This is a genomic window from Vibrio paucivorans (genome assembly GCF_054053395.1).
Window position 1 is genome coordinate 953155 of the sequence record NZ_CM133230.1, and the last position, 15216, is coordinate 968370.

11 protein-coding genes are annotated in these 15216 nt (G+C 45.2%); 4 read left to right on the forward strand and 7 right to left on the reverse strand.

Annotation, left to right across the window (positions count from 1 at the left end; translation table 11 throughout):
- Positions 1–275 precede the first annotated feature (275 nt).
- Both mlc and ACXABW_RS04585 read left to right on the forward strand, forming a co-directional pair.
- The gene (gene mlc, locus ACXABW_RS04580) at positions 276–1493 is read left to right on the forward strand and encodes a sugar metabolism global transcriptional regulator Mlc (RefSeq protein WP_252030041.1); all 1218 of its coding nucleotides are present in this window, start codon (positions 276–278) and stop codon (positions 1491–1493) included.
- A gap of 148 nt (positions 1494–1641) precedes the next feature.
- Positions 1642–2586 (forward strand): chemotaxis protein CheV, encoded by a 945-nt coding sequence (locus ACXABW_RS04585; RefSeq protein WP_252030043.1) that lies wholly within the window; start codon positions 1642–1644, stop codon positions 2584–2586.
- Positions 2587–2887: 301 nt separating this feature from the next.
- Here the strand turns inward: ACXABW_RS04585 and ACXABW_RS04590 are convergent, their stop codons facing one another.
- The 4 genes from ACXABW_RS04590 to ACXABW_RS04605 form a co-directional block, all read right to left on the reverse strand.
- Entirely contained in the window at positions 2888–5959 is a 3072-nt protein-coding gene (locus ACXABW_RS04590; protein WP_457524238.1) for an error-prone DNA polymerase, read from the reverse strand.
- A gap of 18 nt (positions 5960–5977) precedes the next feature.
- Positions 5978–7378, reverse strand: a complete 1401-nt coding sequence (locus tag ACXABW_RS04595; RefSeq protein ID WP_457524240.1) for a Y-family DNA polymerase — start codon at positions 7376–7378, stop codon at positions 5978–5980.
- A gap of 2 nt (positions 7379–7380) precedes the next feature.
- Positions 7381–8073, reverse strand: coding sequence for a translesion DNA synthesis-associated protein ImuA (gene imuA / locus ACXABW_RS04600; protein ID WP_457524242.1), 693 nt, complete (start codon positions 8071–8073; stop codon positions 7381–7383).
- Between the two features lie 161 nt (positions 8074–8234).
- Positions 8235–8978, reverse strand: a complete 744-nt coding sequence (locus ACXABW_RS04605; RefSeq protein ID WP_252030783.1) for a YciK family oxidoreductase — start codon at positions 8976–8978, stop codon at positions 8235–8237.
- 88 nt (positions 8979–9066) lie between these two features.
- Between ACXABW_RS04605 and sohB the strand changes: the two genes are divergently transcribed.
- Positions 9067–10128 carry a protease SohB gene (sohB, locus tag ACXABW_RS04610; RefSeq protein WP_457524243.1) on the forward strand — a complete coding sequence of 354 codons (1062 nt, stop codon included), beginning with the start codon at positions 9067–9069 and terminating at the stop codon, positions 10126–10128.
- A gap of 47 nt (positions 10129–10175) precedes the next feature.
- Here sohB and rrtA read toward each other — a convergent pair whose 3' ends face one another.
- The gene (gene rrtA, locus ACXABW_RS04615) at positions 10176–10730 is read right to left on the reverse strand and encodes a rhombosortase (protein ID WP_457524244.1); all 555 of its coding nucleotides are present in this window, start codon (positions 10728–10730) and stop codon (positions 10176–10178) included.
- Positions 10731–10733: 3 nt separating this feature from the next.
- Here rrtA and ACXABW_RS04620 point away from each other — a divergent pair, with 3 nt between their 5' ends.
- Positions 10734–11339, forward strand: coding sequence for a tRNA-uridine aminocarboxypropyltransferase (locus ACXABW_RS04620; RefSeq protein ID WP_265688044.1), 606 nt, complete (start codon positions 10734–10736; stop codon positions 11337–11339).
- A 1-nt stretch (position 11340) separates the two neighbouring features.
- On the opposite strand, the gene ACXABW_RS04625 is transcribed toward ACXABW_RS04620, so the two are convergent.
- Positions 11341–12657, reverse strand: a complete 1317-nt coding sequence (locus ACXABW_RS04625) for an anti-phage deoxyguanosine triphosphatase (protein WP_265688043.1) — start codon at positions 12655–12657, stop codon at positions 11341–11343.
- Complete coding sequence (locus tag ACXABW_RS04630) at positions 12647–15157, reverse strand: bifunctional diguanylate cyclase/phosphodiesterase (protein ID WP_457524245.1); 2511 nt, start codon at positions 15155–15157, stop codon at positions 12647–12649. The genes ACXABW_RS04625 and ACXABW_RS04630 overlap by 11 nt, the downstream gene beginning before the upstream one ends.
- Positions 15158–15216 lie beyond the last annotated feature (59 nt).

The window sequence follows — 15216 nt, forward strand, 5'->3', positions numbered from 1 at the left end:
AAAAATGCCTAGGCGTGACGTCTTTCTCAGAGTAAGAATTTGTATCGACAAGGTTACTGGTTAGGGGAATAAATTGAGCTTTATTTGTTACGCAGGTTAAGATCATAATTGACCAGAAATATTTCGCACAGAATCTCAATAACTCGTCAGTATTTGACTAATTCCGCAAAGATCTATGTTTATACGTGATGCTTGTCACGGTGATATGTCAAAGCGCTTCACAATTACTTCGCAAAGTAAAAAAATTGCCAGGTTGTTGATTTTTGGAGTGCGCAATGTACATGGCCCAACCCGGTCACATTGACCATATTAAGCAGGTCAATGCTGGTCGAGTCTATAAACTCATAGACCAAAAAGGTCCGATTTCTCGGATCGATCTCTCTAAAGAGAGTGCGCTTGCGCCTGCCAGTATCACTAAGATTACTCGTGAATTAATCGAGTCTCACCTTATTCATGAAACCACGGTGCAAGAGGCGACAACTCGTGGTCGCCCAGCGGTTGGTTTGCAAGTGGACAACCAAGGTTGGCAATTTTTGTCAATGCGTCTGGGAAGAGGTTATCTGACCATCGCTCTTCATGAGCTTGGTGGTGATGTTCTGATCGATACAAAAATCGACATTCATGAAATTGACCAAGACGATGTGCTCGCTAGGTTGCTACATGAAATAGAAGAGTTTTTTCAAACCTATTCAGAGCAGCTGGATAGGGTGACAAGCATCGCGATCACCCTGCCAGGTTTAGTGAATTCTGAAGACGGTATTGTGTTGCAAATGCCGCATTACAACGTTGAAAATCTCGCACTTGGTCCTGAAATCTATAAAGCGACTGGCTTGCCCGTTTTCGTTGCCAACGACACTCGTGCTTGGGCGCTAGCGGAAAAGTTGTTTGGCCATTCGCAAGATAACGACAATTCTGTGCTGATTTCTATTCACCACGGTTTGGGCGCTGGTATTGTCCTCGATGGCCGCGTTTTGCAAGGCCGTCATGGCAATATTGGTGAGCTAGGCCATATCCAGATCGATCCCAATGGTAAGACATGTCACTGCGGCAATATTGGTTGCCTTGAAACCGTAGCGAGTTCTCAAGCCATTCGTGAAGAGGTTGAACAACGTATTGCGAATGGTGAAGAGTCAATCCTAGCTCAGAATGACTCTATGACTATTGAGTGTATTTGTGCAGCCGCCGCCAACGGTGACCCGTTAGCAGTTGATGTGATTGAGAAACTCGGTCGTTACTTAGGGTCTGCGATTGCGATCGTTATCAACCTATTTAACCCAGAGAAAATCCTAATCGGCGGGGTAATCAACCAAGCAAAAGAGATTTTGTACCCTGCGATTCAAACTTGTATCGAAGAGCAAAGCTTACCTGTTTATCACCAAGATCTTGAGCTGGTGGAGTCTCGTTTTTACAAACAGGCAACGATGCCGGGTGCGGCACTGATTAAACAAGCTTTGTATGATGGCCTCCTTCTTATGAAAGTAATCGAAGGCTAATTCGACTTCCCTCACTAGTCAGAATCTTTTTTATCGTGAAACCAGCTAACATTGTGGTAACTTTTTAATCTGTCCATTGCGGTTTATGGTGTCTTAGTTTCGCGCTATAGACTATGTTAGTTATAGACAAATATTTTTGAGAGTGAGTATGTCTGGAGTCCTCAATTCGGTTGACCAACGTACGAATCTAGTCGGAGAAAACCGCCTAGAGTTGTTGCTATTTAGTCTTAACAGCCGCCAAATCTTCGCAATCAACGTTTTTAAAGTCAAAGAGGTGCTGAAGGTACCTGTTCTGACCAAAATGCCTGGTTCTCATTACAACATTACGGGTGTTGCTTCGTTACGTGGGGAATCGGTTCCTGTCATTGATTTGCGTTCTGCGATTGGTTTCCCACCATCTCGACTTGAAGAGCAAGAACAAAATCTGATCATCACTGAATACAACCGTTCGGTTCAGGGGTTTCTCGTAGGGCAAGTGCGTAATATCGTTAATACCGCTTGGACTGAGATTCAGCCGCCGCCTAAGACCGCTGGCCGAGCTAATTACCTGACTGCAATCACTCAAATCCAAGATGATGATGTGAGCCACATTGTTGAAATTATCGATGTAGAGAAAGTCCTAGCTGAAATTATCGATTATGACATCACTATTTCTGAAGGCGTACTTGATGACGAGTTAGCTGCACAGATGGTAGGGCGTAATGTTCTTGTCGTAGATGATTCATCGACTGCGCGTACTCAGGTTAAAGGAACGCTTTCACAATTAGGCCTCAACATTATTGAGTGTAGCGATGGCTTAGAGGCATTGAACTTACTCAAGTCATGGTGTGATGAAGGTAAGAATGTTGCAAGTGAGCTGCTTTTGATGATCACCGATGCTGAAATGCCAGAAATGGATGGCTATAAGCTGACGCATGAGGTGCGAAGTGACCCGCGTATGAAAGATCTGTTTGTGACTCTGAATACTTCACTGAGTGGCAGCTTTAATGAAGCTATGGTTGAAAAAGTAGGTTGCGATCGCTTTATTTCTAAGTTCCAACCAGACTTGTTGGTTGAAGTGGCACAAGATAGGTTGAGAAGTTTACTTTCATAACTGCTTTATATGTTATTGCGTACTTTATAGCGGTCGGGTGAATTTTAAGCTACAATGGTTTTACTTTTTCGGAATACGAAATAAGTGACACTATCAAACGTTCTTTTTATCCAAATTTTAAGGTAGTTGTAATTCGATGATATGGTTGACGTCTAAGGTCGTGATGACTTTAAGCCTTTTACTGTATAAGGAATTCAAGAAAAGACGTATGGAAGCGCAAGTTGAGGCGAAGTAACTCAACGCTCAATTTAAAAGGGAGGGTAACCTCCCTTTTGTATTTCTAGGCTCTCTCGGTTCAGGCTTAATGGAAATCCCTTGAGCGACTCTTTAGCCCTTCTAGTTTATTGGTTAAGTCGATCAACCTGCCTGCAATAACATGCGTGACTTCCCCCTCTCGTTCTAATATCCCTTTTACCATCAATACCTTCGCAGTGAGATAAGCTTGCTTTTGAGCTTGTGCGGTTGCTTTCCAGACCACCACATTAATGTTTCCTGTATCGTCCTCGAGGGTGAAAAAGGTTACGCCAGCAGCGGTTCCGGGTGATTGTTTACCTGTCACTACGCCAACCACAGTGACGAGGGACTGATGCTTGGTATGCTGCAGCATTTGCATACGGGTGAAGCGTCCAAGTTGATTGGCTTCATCGAGTAAGGTGATCGGATGCTTGTTAAGAGAGAGCCCTGTGGAGGCATAGTCCTCTAAAAGTGTCTGCATATCGTTAGGTTGGGTGATATGGGTATCTAGCCTTGCTACATGATCTTTAAACAGCGGTAGATCAGAGCAAGAGTCCATCATCGCCCAGCGAGTAGAGTAGCGGTTGTGGGCAAATTCATGCATGGCATTCGCTGAGGCGAGTAATTCGACATCTCGGCTACTTAGCCCAATATGTTTGAGCTGGCTAGGGTGCTGATAACCAGAGTGAGGGCGTGCTTTAATAAGTTGTTTAACGCCATCCAAGCTTAAGCCTTTCACTTGTCTAAGCCCTAATCTAACAGCAAGCTTTCCATTTTGGTTTACCACTCGGTGGTCATAGTGCGAATGATTGACGCAAATCGGTAGGATGCTTAAGTTGTGTCGTTTGGCATCTTGAATCAGTTGAGAGGCGCTGTAAAAACCCATCGGCATACTATTGAGTAGCGCGGTATAGAAAGCCTCTGGATAATAGAATTTGAGCCATGCAGAGCAATAGGCTAATACCGCGAACGACGCTGAATGACTTTCAGGAAAGCCATATTCACCAAAGCCGCAGATTTGGTCGAAAATCCGATTAGCAAACTCCAATTCGTAACCACGGCTGAGCATACCGTCAATCAGTTTGGTTTTAAACTTAGCTAGGTCACCACTTTTTTTCCAAGCCGCCATCGCTCGGCGTAATTGGTCGGCTTCACCTCCACTAAAGCCTGCTGCAACCATAGCAATTTTGATCACTTGCTCTTGGAAAATAGGAACACCCATAGTGCGAGAAAGCACCTCACGTACCTCTTCTGACGGATACTCCACCGGCTCGGTGCCGTTTCGCCGCTTGAGAAATGGGTGCACCATATCACCTTGGATCGGGCCAGGCCGAACAATAGCAATTTGTATCACAAGATCGTAATAACAGGCAGGCTTTAAACGAGGTAGCATGCTCATCTGTGCACGTGACTCGATTTGGAACACTCCGACCGTATCGGCTCGCTGAATCATGCCATAGACATTAGGGTCATCCTGCTGGCGAGTAATATCGGCGATCGACAGTTTTCGCCCCTCTAATTGCTCAACCAAGGTGAAGCACTTACGAATCGCCGTTAGCATCCCTAGTGCCAGCACATCGACTTTCAGTAGGCCTAGGCTCTCTAGATCATCCTTATCCCATTGGATTAAGGTTCTATCATTCATTGACGCATTTTCAACCGGAACCAGCTCATACAAAGGCCCTGATGAAATCACAAACCCGCCAACATGTTGGGATAAGTGACGAGGAAACCCCATAATTTCGTTGACCAATTGAATGAATTGCTCGCCTTTCAAGGAATCAGGCTTTAACCCCAGCTCGACAATTTGAGCTTGCCAACCTGTAGAGCGATCACGGCGATTGACATTCTTAATGAAGTAGTCGAGTTGGGTTTCATTAATACCTAACGCTTTACCTACATCGCGAATGGCACTCTTAAAGCGATAGGAAATCACTGTCGCAGCCAGTGCAGCTCGCTCGCGACCATATTTTTGGTAGATATACTGAATGACTTCTTCACGTCTTTCATGCTCGAAGTCAACGTCAATATCAGGTGGCTCGTTGCGCTCTTTACTGATAAATCGCTCGAACAGCACGGAGACTTGTCTTGGGTCGACGGCGGTGATTTCTAGGCAGTAACATACAATAGAGTTGGCAGCAGAGCCTCGGCCTTGATACAGGATCCCTTGGTGTTTGGCGAACATCACAATGTCGTGAATGGTCAGGAAGAAAAACGGATAGTTAAGTTCTTCAATTAGGTCGAGTTCTTTATCGATCACCGCACTGACTTGTTCAGGAACCCCAGATGGAAAGCGTATTCGTTTGCCGTTTTCGACTAACTGACGTAAGTGGATCATTGGAGTGAGCCCGTCGGGAATCAGCTCACTTGGGTATTCATAGCAAAGCTCTTTTAAATGAAATTCGCAGCGACTTGCGATGTGGTCTGTTTCAGCTAGCCATGCAGGTTTGAACAGCTTACTGAGTTTTTCCTTACTACGGAGCGTCCGCTCTGTGTTGGACAACATGTGTTGACCAATAGCATCAACCGACTTTCCTTGCTTGATGGCGGTCAGCGTATGCTGAAGAGGCAATCGAGTCGCGGTATGCATTAGCACACCACCACACGCTGTGATTGGTATTGAATACTCTAGTGAAAGGCTTTCACAGTGCTGAGTGTATTCTTTATCGTCTGCATTCAGGTGACGTTGCAGGCCAATCCAAAGACGATGTGCGTGATGCTGAGAAAGCCAGTTACCCCAGTGTTGGTCATGGCTTGTGTGACTAGGTAGCCATAGCACTAAGCAGTGCTTAATTGACATTAAATCCCATTCTGAAAGCTGATATTCCCCTTTCGGTGAACGTCTACGGGCGTTAGTGATAATACGGCACAGTTCAGCATAGGCTTGGCGGTTCGGACACAGTAATACCACTTGGCATTCGTCATTGAGCCAAAACATACTGCCGACAATCAGTTTGATGGCCAACTGGTGATCTTTGATGGCGGTGTATGCGCGCACGACTCCGGCAACTGAGCACTCATCGGTAATCGCTAGGGCCGAATAGCGAAGAAAGTCGGCTTGGAGTATGAGTTCCTCTGCGTGGGAAGCGCCAGTGAGAAAAGAAAAATTACTTTGGCAAAAGAGTTCAGCGTATTTCATGGGGAACGGGGCCTTTGCCTAGCTAAATTGACCGTGTAGAAACCACTGTTTGTCTTGGTTTCTAAATATCCATAACCAGCGCCCTTCTTGGCTACGAGCAATGAAATAATCACGAGTCATGTCATCACCGTCCCACCATCCTGTGACGACTCGTTCTGGGCCTTGCATTAGGCTGACTTTTTCACACAGTAGCTCTGGTTCTGGCAGCATGATACTAGGGCGAAGCCGGTTTTTTAGCTCGGGTAAAACAGCGGCTTCTGCTGGATCGTATAGACGAGTGGCTTTGTCTGGGCGAGGGTCGGGTGTCATACAGACTTTGCGAACCTGTTTTTTTCCTAGTTTTGCTTGTAATAGGGAGACGAGCTCTAACTCACTTTGCTGACCTTTTTTACCTTCAAAGATATCGTCTGCATGCGCTTGCTGTTCACCATAGCGCTTGATGGTCAGAGTTAGGCCTTGAACTGGGCCCTCAAGAGTGAGGGACTCCATACTAAGTTGACATAAACGTGTCCATTGAACGGCACTGTAATCGCCAATCGCAGACGTAAATGTAATGCTTTGTTCGACTTTATCGCGCTGGTGAAGGGTTAACTCCAGCTCATAAGCGACCTGATTACGCAGTGTTAGAAACAGCTCAAGTTTTTTTAGCAGCTTGCCTAGTGGCTTTTCTAGCCATTGTACGTTTTCAATATCGAATAGCAGTTCCATATAGCTGTGAAACGCTTCTGGTGGGTGGTAGAAGGTAATAGGGTGCTTAAAACGCCCTGTTAGCCGTCCAACATAGTTAACGAGATCAATATTAAAGCGTTGTGCCAACTCTTGCAGCGGTAGTTCTAGCAACTCCTGAAGAGTTTGAATACCAACGCGGCTGAGCTGCTCTAATTGCTTTTTATCGAGCTCTGTGGAGGCTATTGGGTGCTGTTGGATATTATTTAAGATGGTTTCTTTGTCTAAAGTGATGCTATTGATGTGCGACTTTGCTAGTAAAATCGCCGAAAATGGAGAAAAACCGGTCGAATATGAATAATTCAATGCCAGCGTGTTTAAGTGTTGGCTGAGGGTATGCCAGTAGTTATCCAGCCCTTGGTATAAAGACAGCATATCGGTGACTTTGAGCAATACTCCTTGTGGGGGAAATAGGGCAATATCCGATGTGATTAAGTACAACCACTGAGCAATGTCGGTCAGTGTTTGCTGTTCGATGCGAGCATCATACGGGTGCACCTGTAGGTCGGCACATAAAGTGGCAGCGCTTCCTAGGCCTAGGCCTGCCTTGATCCCTTGCTCTTGTGCGGCAGAGTTGCACTGCACAATTTGGTGCTTCTTTCCTTCGACAATAGCTAACGGCTGTTCATTCTGCTGAGCAAAGAGGGCATCAAGCTGAAGAGTTGGGAAGTGCAAGTACAACCAGAGCTGCATACCTACCCCTGCTTCATGAGCGGGAATGGGATAACAACCGGTGTTTCCGGCATTAAGGTTAGGCTAGGCCAAAGCTGACTCATATTGAGGACAAAACTGCCTTGTGGCCACCCGCCTTTGCGCTTGGTAATCGTGATTTCAAGCCCTTCAGGATTAGGGCGCAGCGTCATACTTAAGCTCACGGGTAATGAGAAAACATTATTAACTTGAGCGAGCTGATACTGGGTTTTGAATAAGAAACTTAAGCAATCACCAGCTTCACTGGCGACTTGTAAGCGTCTTACGTGGTGCACTTCAAGATCATCTATCCATAGACACACATTGCTGCACGCCCCACTCTTAAGGCATTGCTCTGCCGCCCATAACGCTTCTTTAGCGTTATTAGGATAAAGCAATAAGACCTTATTACTATCGATACCCGCATGATGAAGTTGTTCAGCGCAGAGGTAGCCGGGTGGTTGGATAAACACAGATAACTGATCGCTACGGTTGTGCTTAATGTGTGGGAGCAGCAGCCTAAGTTCACCAATGCCACTGATGGATTGCAGTTCAACAACACCGCACTTAGGAAAGCCACCTTCAAGCTTTTGATCCAGTAACTCAAAACCAGTTGGAAGATAATCATTGTGGTATTGGGTTTGAGAGCCTTGCCAGACAAGCTGTTTCAGTTTCAGCTTTTCGATTAATTCATACATAAATACTTTATCGCTCACATACAAAATAACTGTATATATATACAGTATAAATTAAGCGGGTATCGCTGCAAGAAAAAGATTAATAAATTTTATTTCTAGACAATAAAAAATGCCTTGCGGTCAACGCAAGGCATTCAATGTATTGGGGTTCTTTGATAAACCTATTTTTTCGGCTGGGCATCGATGCACTGGCCACGGACATCTTTTCCTTCAGGGGCCATCAAGTATAAATACAGTGGAATGATATCTTTTGGTGTTTTGAGTAAACCACTGTCTTCTGCTGGGAATGCCTTAGCTCGCATACCTGTACGGGTACCACCAGGGTTGATTGCATTGACTTTAATTGGCGTATCCGACAGTTCGTCTGCCAATACTTGCATCATGCCTTCTGTTGCAAACTTCGACATAGCGTAAGTCCCCCAGAACGCACGACCAACGTGGCCCACAGTTGAGGAGGTAAATACAATACGTGCATCGTCAGATTTACGCAGCAACGGCAACGCCGCTTGGGTCAATAGAAATTGTGACTTCACATTCACCTGCATGACATCATCGTAAGTGTCTTCGCCGATTTGGTCGAATGGGCTGATAACGCCTAAGATACTGGCGTTGTGTAGCAAGCCATCAAGGCGGCCAAACTGACCTTCAATGGTTTCAATCATGTCGACGTAATTTTGTTTGCTTGCGCCTTTCATATCCAAAGGAATGATCGCAGGCTGAGGGTACCCAGCCGCTTCAATTTCGTCGTAAGTTTGTTCGAGTTTTTTCACTGTACGGCCAAGTAATATGACGGTCGCACCGTGTTGAGCAAAACTAAGGGCAGCCTGCTTACCTATGCCATCACCGGCACCAGTAACCAAAATCACTTTATCTTTTAGGGCATCTGCAGAAACGGAATAATCCACCATGTGCTTCCTTATTGTTATGTTCTACTTTAAGTCTTCGTGACAAGGCGGTTACAATACACCAATTCGCACATTTGGGGATATGACATTGGAATTTTTGTTGGACTACGGCCTCTTTTTGGCCAAGATTGCGACTGTCGTCGTCGCGATTATTGCGATTTTAGTGATTGCGAAAGCAGTCAGTGGGAAAAGTGGCGCAGCGAAGGGTGAACTGGAAATCACCAATTTGACTGAGCAGCATAAGCAAGCCGTAGAGCAGCTTGAGCACCATTTACACGATGAAGCTTTCATTAAAGCTCGTGATAAAGCCGAAAAGAAAAGCGAGAAAGAGCAGTCGAAATCTCGTGAGAAAGAGATCAAGAAAGCAGCGAAAGACGGTGACCTAGACTCGAAGCGTGAGCCGCACTTATTTGTTCTCGACTTTAATGGCAGCATCGATGCGAAAGAAGTGGCTTCATTACGTGAAGAAGTTACTGCGATTCTTGCGGTTGCGCGTGAAGGTGATGAAGTGCTACTGCGCCTTGAAACCGGTGGCGGTATGGTTCACGGCTACGGGTTAGCATCTTCTCAACTTGATCGCATTAAAGCAGCAGGATTACCTCTGACTATTTCTGTTGATAAAGTAGCAGCAAGCGGTGGCTACATGATGGCATGTATCGCCGATAAAATTGTATCTGCGCCGTTTGCGATTGTTGGTTCTATTGGCGTTATAGCCCAATTGCCAAACTTCAATAAACTATTGAAAAAGCACGATATCGAATTTGAACAACTGACTGCGGGTGAGTACAAGCGCACTCTAACCATGTTTGGCGAGAACAGCGACAAAGCGCGTGAGAAATTTAAGCAAGAGCTTGAAGAGACTCATGGTCTGTTTAAAGACTTTATTCGTGATCATCGCCCTGCGTTGGACTTAGATAAAGTCGCGACAGGTGAACACTGGTTTGGTACTCAAGCGAAAGAGCTTGGTTTAGTGGATGAGATTAAAACCTCTGATGATCTGGTTGTTGAAGCGTGTAAAGATAAAACCGTATTGTCGATTCATTATGTGCAGAAGAAAAAGCTCACTGACAAGCTAGCAGGGGTTGCGGGTGACGCAGCAGATAACGTGTTAATGAAACTGATTAGCCGCGGCCAGCGTCCAATTGTTTAAATGACGTGATGCTTTAACTTAAGACTAGTCAGTTATGGACGCCCATCTTACGATGGGCGTTTTTTTTGTTGGTGAAAGTGTTCAAGCAGCGCCAATGCAAACCCGCCTAAAGAGCCTGATAAATGGGCTTCGATGGCGACCTTGGCGTTGATCATTGCACTGGTGGACTCTGAAGCACCGATAAGGTGTTCCCACAACACTTTGGCAATAAGGCCTGCAACCAAAAGTAGGCTACCTTTTCTTCCCTGTAAAACTTCTTGTAGGGCAAAGTAGCCAAACAAGCCATGCAGGACGCCGGAAAGGCCGACGTAGGTGGTCATGTCGGTAAAGATGTTGCCAACACCAACAAAGAGAGAAAGAATCACCAGAGCAAACAATAATGTTTTTGCGCTCGGTTTAAAGAGATAGCAGATCACCCAGAGACCGGCTAAGTTCATTCCTAAATGGGCAAAGTTGGTATGAGTGAAATTTCCTGTTAGGATTCGCCACCATTGGCCATCGGCTATGCTGTGTATATTCCACGCAGCGTAGGCTTGCATTGGCTCGAATTGTAATGCTAAGCAGATAAGGCTAGTTGCCAATAACAGGAAGGTCAGTTTCACTTTATGTCTCGATATTGTTTGCAGTGTGGCAAGTCACAAAAAGCGTGTATTTGTCAGTGGATTCAAAGCCTATCATCGAATGTTGAGTTGATCATCCTTCAACATCCCACGGAAGAACATCGGCCAATGGGAACGGCAAGGATTTTGAGCTTATCATTGCCAAACAGTTATCTTTTTGTCGGTGAAGACTTTTCTACACATGATGAACTGAATCATCTCTTAGCCCAAAGTGATGTCGAGCATTACATTTTATATCCAAGCGATCATTCGCGTTCTGCTGATGAGCTAATCGCTAAGGCGAACACCGACAAAGTTCGTGTCATATTACTGGATGGCACATGGAAGAAAGCCTACAAAATGTGGCAAGTATCTACCAACCTGCAATCGCTGCCATGCCTTCATTTACCCAAAGGGCTTAAAGGGAACTACCGCATTCGCAAAGCCCCAAGTGAGAACAGCTTATCGACTGTGGAAGCGGGCTACCACATTCTTTCATTACTTCAACCTGAGCAGGATTTTTCGCCACTTTTGGCTGCATTTGACCACATGATCCAGTTTCAAATTGATCAAATGCCACCTGGGGTTTTTGAGCGAAACTACTTAAAGTAGCTTAATGATGTGAAGAGAACAGCTGTTGATGCAAGCGCTGCGCGTGGCCATCCGTCATAGATGAAATATAGTCTGCAATGACTCGCATTTGAGCCTCTTCACCATTTGCATTTAACCAGTTTTGGCGTGTTTGCTGAGTGAGTAGCCGCTCTGGGTCGGCGCTTAGAGCCTCAAATAAATCCATAATGATTTGTTGGCCTTTGTATTCGACGATCTGAACTTGGGGGATCTGGATGACATACTGGCTAACGAAAGACTTTAATACTTCAAGGGCTTGAGCCATTTCAGGTTCTAAATAGGCGTTAAACGCCAGCAATTCACTTTCAAATGGTGCGTCTACGGGTTTGATAGCGATACTCGTGAGCAGTGCATTGACCATACCACCAATGGCATCTTTACGTTGATGGTGTTTCCCAGTGAAAAGCATTTCGCTGATGGAAGCTATATGGGTCTCAAACCAGCTGGCTCCACACTCGGCGAGTTGACTGGCAGCAGCCTCTTGCCATTGATTTCTCGTCACCATGCCTAAAGCAATAGCATCTTCTAAATCATGGACACCGTAGGCAATGTCATCAGCAAGCTCCATGATGGAGCAATCTAAAGACTTAAAGCGAGTTTTGTTATGCTGGTTATCCGCAACGCTTCCTCGCATCTGGCTAAACAAGGCCTTATCGGCATCGGACAGTGGTGCTAATACCCAGTCGAATAATACTTGGTCGCAGTCGTATAGGCCTTTGGCTGGAGCCCAATCTTTTGCTTTAAGCTTACGCTGGTGGCTGGCGGGCTCTGGCTTAAGTTTTCTTCGAGTTTCACTCAGCAGGGCTGGATATTTGATTAAGCCAAGCAGAGTACGGCGAGACAGGTTCATACCAAAGTGCTCAGTATAAGGTTCCAGTTGAGTCACGATACGAAAAGTTTGAGCGTTACCTTCGAATCCACCGTGGTCTCGCATCATATAGTTCAGCGCGACCTCTCCACCGTGCCCATAGGGTGGGTGACCAATATCGTGAGCGAGGCATAACGAATCAATCAAGCTGTCGGAAGGTAGCAGCTCTCGAAATTCTGGTTGTTTCTTTTTTATTTGAGCAACAATCCCCGTGCCTAATTGAGCTGCTTCGAGTGAGTGGGTAAGGCGAGTTCGGTGGAAGTCATCAATACTGTTGCCGTGTACTTGTGTTTTGGCTTGCAAGCGGCGAAATGCCGCAGAGTGAAGAATGCGTGCTCGGTCTCTTTGGTAGGGGCTGCGATGGTCATCACGTCGAATTTTATGTTCGTCATCGTGTCGATGCTGCCACAAAGGGCTAATTTCAACTTTCATATTCTATCCTTGCCGAGTTTTGCTTATGGAACTCGACCAGTTGTTCTATTTGGATTGGCTTAGAGAACAAATACCCTTGACCTAAGTTACATTGGTATTGGTGCAATCTTTGGTGCTGTTCTGGCGATTCAATCCCTTCTGCCACCACTTTAAGTGAATGCGATTTTCCGATCGCCACAATGGCTTTGATTAGCCCGTCACTTTGTTGGTTTGAAAGCATTTTATCCACAAAGCTGCGGTCGATTTTAATCTCAGTGATCGGCAGGTTACATAAATAACTGAGCGATGAGAAGCCGGTACCAAAATCATCCAGAGCGATAGCAAAACCTTGCTCACGGACCTTCTTAAGGATAGGTGTAACCAACTCAATGTCGTTGATCAATACATTCTCGGTAATTTCGATGGTGATTCGGCGATGGTCGATACCATACTCATCAACAATAGCAGTGAGTGTTTCCGCGAAATCTCCTTCAAGAAGCTGATTTGGAGATACATTGATCGAAAGGGTGATGGCTTCAGGGTGATTAGGGAAATTGTAAATTAGTTGCTCACACGAACGGCGAATAACAAATTCGCCGACTTTACTGATCAAGCCTATTTCTTCTGCTTTGCGGATAAGCTCAACCGGTGAGACTTGCCCTAGTCGAGGGCTGTTCCAACGAATCAGAGCCTCGACGCTGACTAAGCGTTCGCTATTTAAATGGATCTGAGGTTGATAGAGCATATACAGTTCTTCACGCTCTAGTGCTCCGCGTAGCTCATTTTCTAGTGCAAGTTCGTATTGCACTTGTTTATTAATCGACTCGTCGTAGAACAGCACGTGCCCTTTTTTGAGAGCCTTTGAGGTATAAAGAGCGGTATCGGCTTTTGCAATTAAGTCTTCAGCATTGCTCGCATCTTGCGGGAAAATGGACACGCCAATACTACAAGTGGAATTGACGACTTTATTGTTAATCTGAAAGACATCAGAAAAAGCGTTGCAAATCTCAAGGCCTTTTTGTTCTGCTTCCAAGACAGAATCAATCTCGGAGAAGCAGAATACAAACTCATCACCACCAAAGCGCGCCACGATACTGTGATCATCGAGTAAGGTTTGGAATCGCTCACTGACCATGGCAAGAAGTTGGTCACCAATTGAGTGTCCAAAGGCATCGTTTACCTTTTTAAAGTCATCAATATCAACAAACATCACCGCAAGGGATTTGCCGGAAAATAAACTTTTAGTTTTTGCCTGATCAATAAAGTCGAGTAGATAGGTTCGATTTGGTAGTGCAGTAAGCTCATCATGCAGCGCTTGATACTGGAGTTTGTCTTTAGTCGCCTTAAGCTCATCAAAATCAGCATTAATCTGTTTTTGAAAGCGGACGAAACGTTGCCCAACTAAGTGGCCAATGAAAAGAGAAATTACCGCTAAAAGAATGGACGCTGTTAAGCCAACCCCGATAATTTTAGATAGTTCGTTGGTATTCTTTTGCTCTAGATTAGCTTGCCTTTCATTGAGGAAAGCTTCTACACGTTGGGTGTAGATCCCTGTACCAATGATCCAATCCCAAGCGGGAATATATGAAACATAGCTGAGTTTATCTGCTTGGCTGATGCCGTTTGGGGTATAGGATGCTTGGTACTCAACATAACCGCCGCCTGATTTGGCAGTCTCGATGATCTCTTGGACATAGAAAGTACCATTGTTATCACGCATGTTCAGCCGCTCAGTATTCACCATGGTAGAACTAGGGTGGGAGAGCAGTGTGCCTTGGCCATTCAAAACATAGACATAGCCGCCTTCACCGTACTTGTAGTCAGAGATGCGTTCAATAAGCCGTTCTTGAATGTCTTGCTCTACGTCAACGACATATTCACCTGTGCCAATAAACCAGCCTAACGGTTTAAACAGCGCTACGTAGCCGATCTTATCAAACTCTTGTTCAAGCTTTTCAGGCTTACTCCACCACCAACGATGAAATGCTTGGCCTTGTGCCTGGGCCAGGTTAGATAGGTCGCGAATGACGTAAGACCCGCGAACGTCGGTTAAGTCCCACAAAGAGGTGCCTTGGATGTGGGGCAAAATCGGATGCATAACATTGGTACCATCCAACTTATAAATGAAGAAGTAGCCTCGGCCGTTATTGAAGCGCACATCACGAAGCGCATCGATGATCATTTTGGTGAGTGAGGCTTCATCGAGAGAAGGGTTCTGCTGATAGATGCTGTATGCGACGGATAGGGCATCGCCGACTCGTTCTTGAATATTATTTTTGAGAATCGACTCGGTGCTTTGTTTTTCAAATTCAATCTGTTGAAGGATATTACTTATGCGATATTGCAGCAGCTCTTTTTGATCGTGGTAAAACGTAGAGCGTAGGGTGCTAATACTGTCTTTGAGTGAGTGTCTGTTTTCATTCAGTACGACAGAGATAATCACGGTAACAAAAAGCCCAATGATCATCATTGGTAAGTATTTAATTAAACGTAGTAACTTTTCGTCGCTTGTAAGACTCACTGGCCAACCATTTTATTTTTATAATTTGTAAGCCAATTGTAGTATGGTTTGTTAATAAA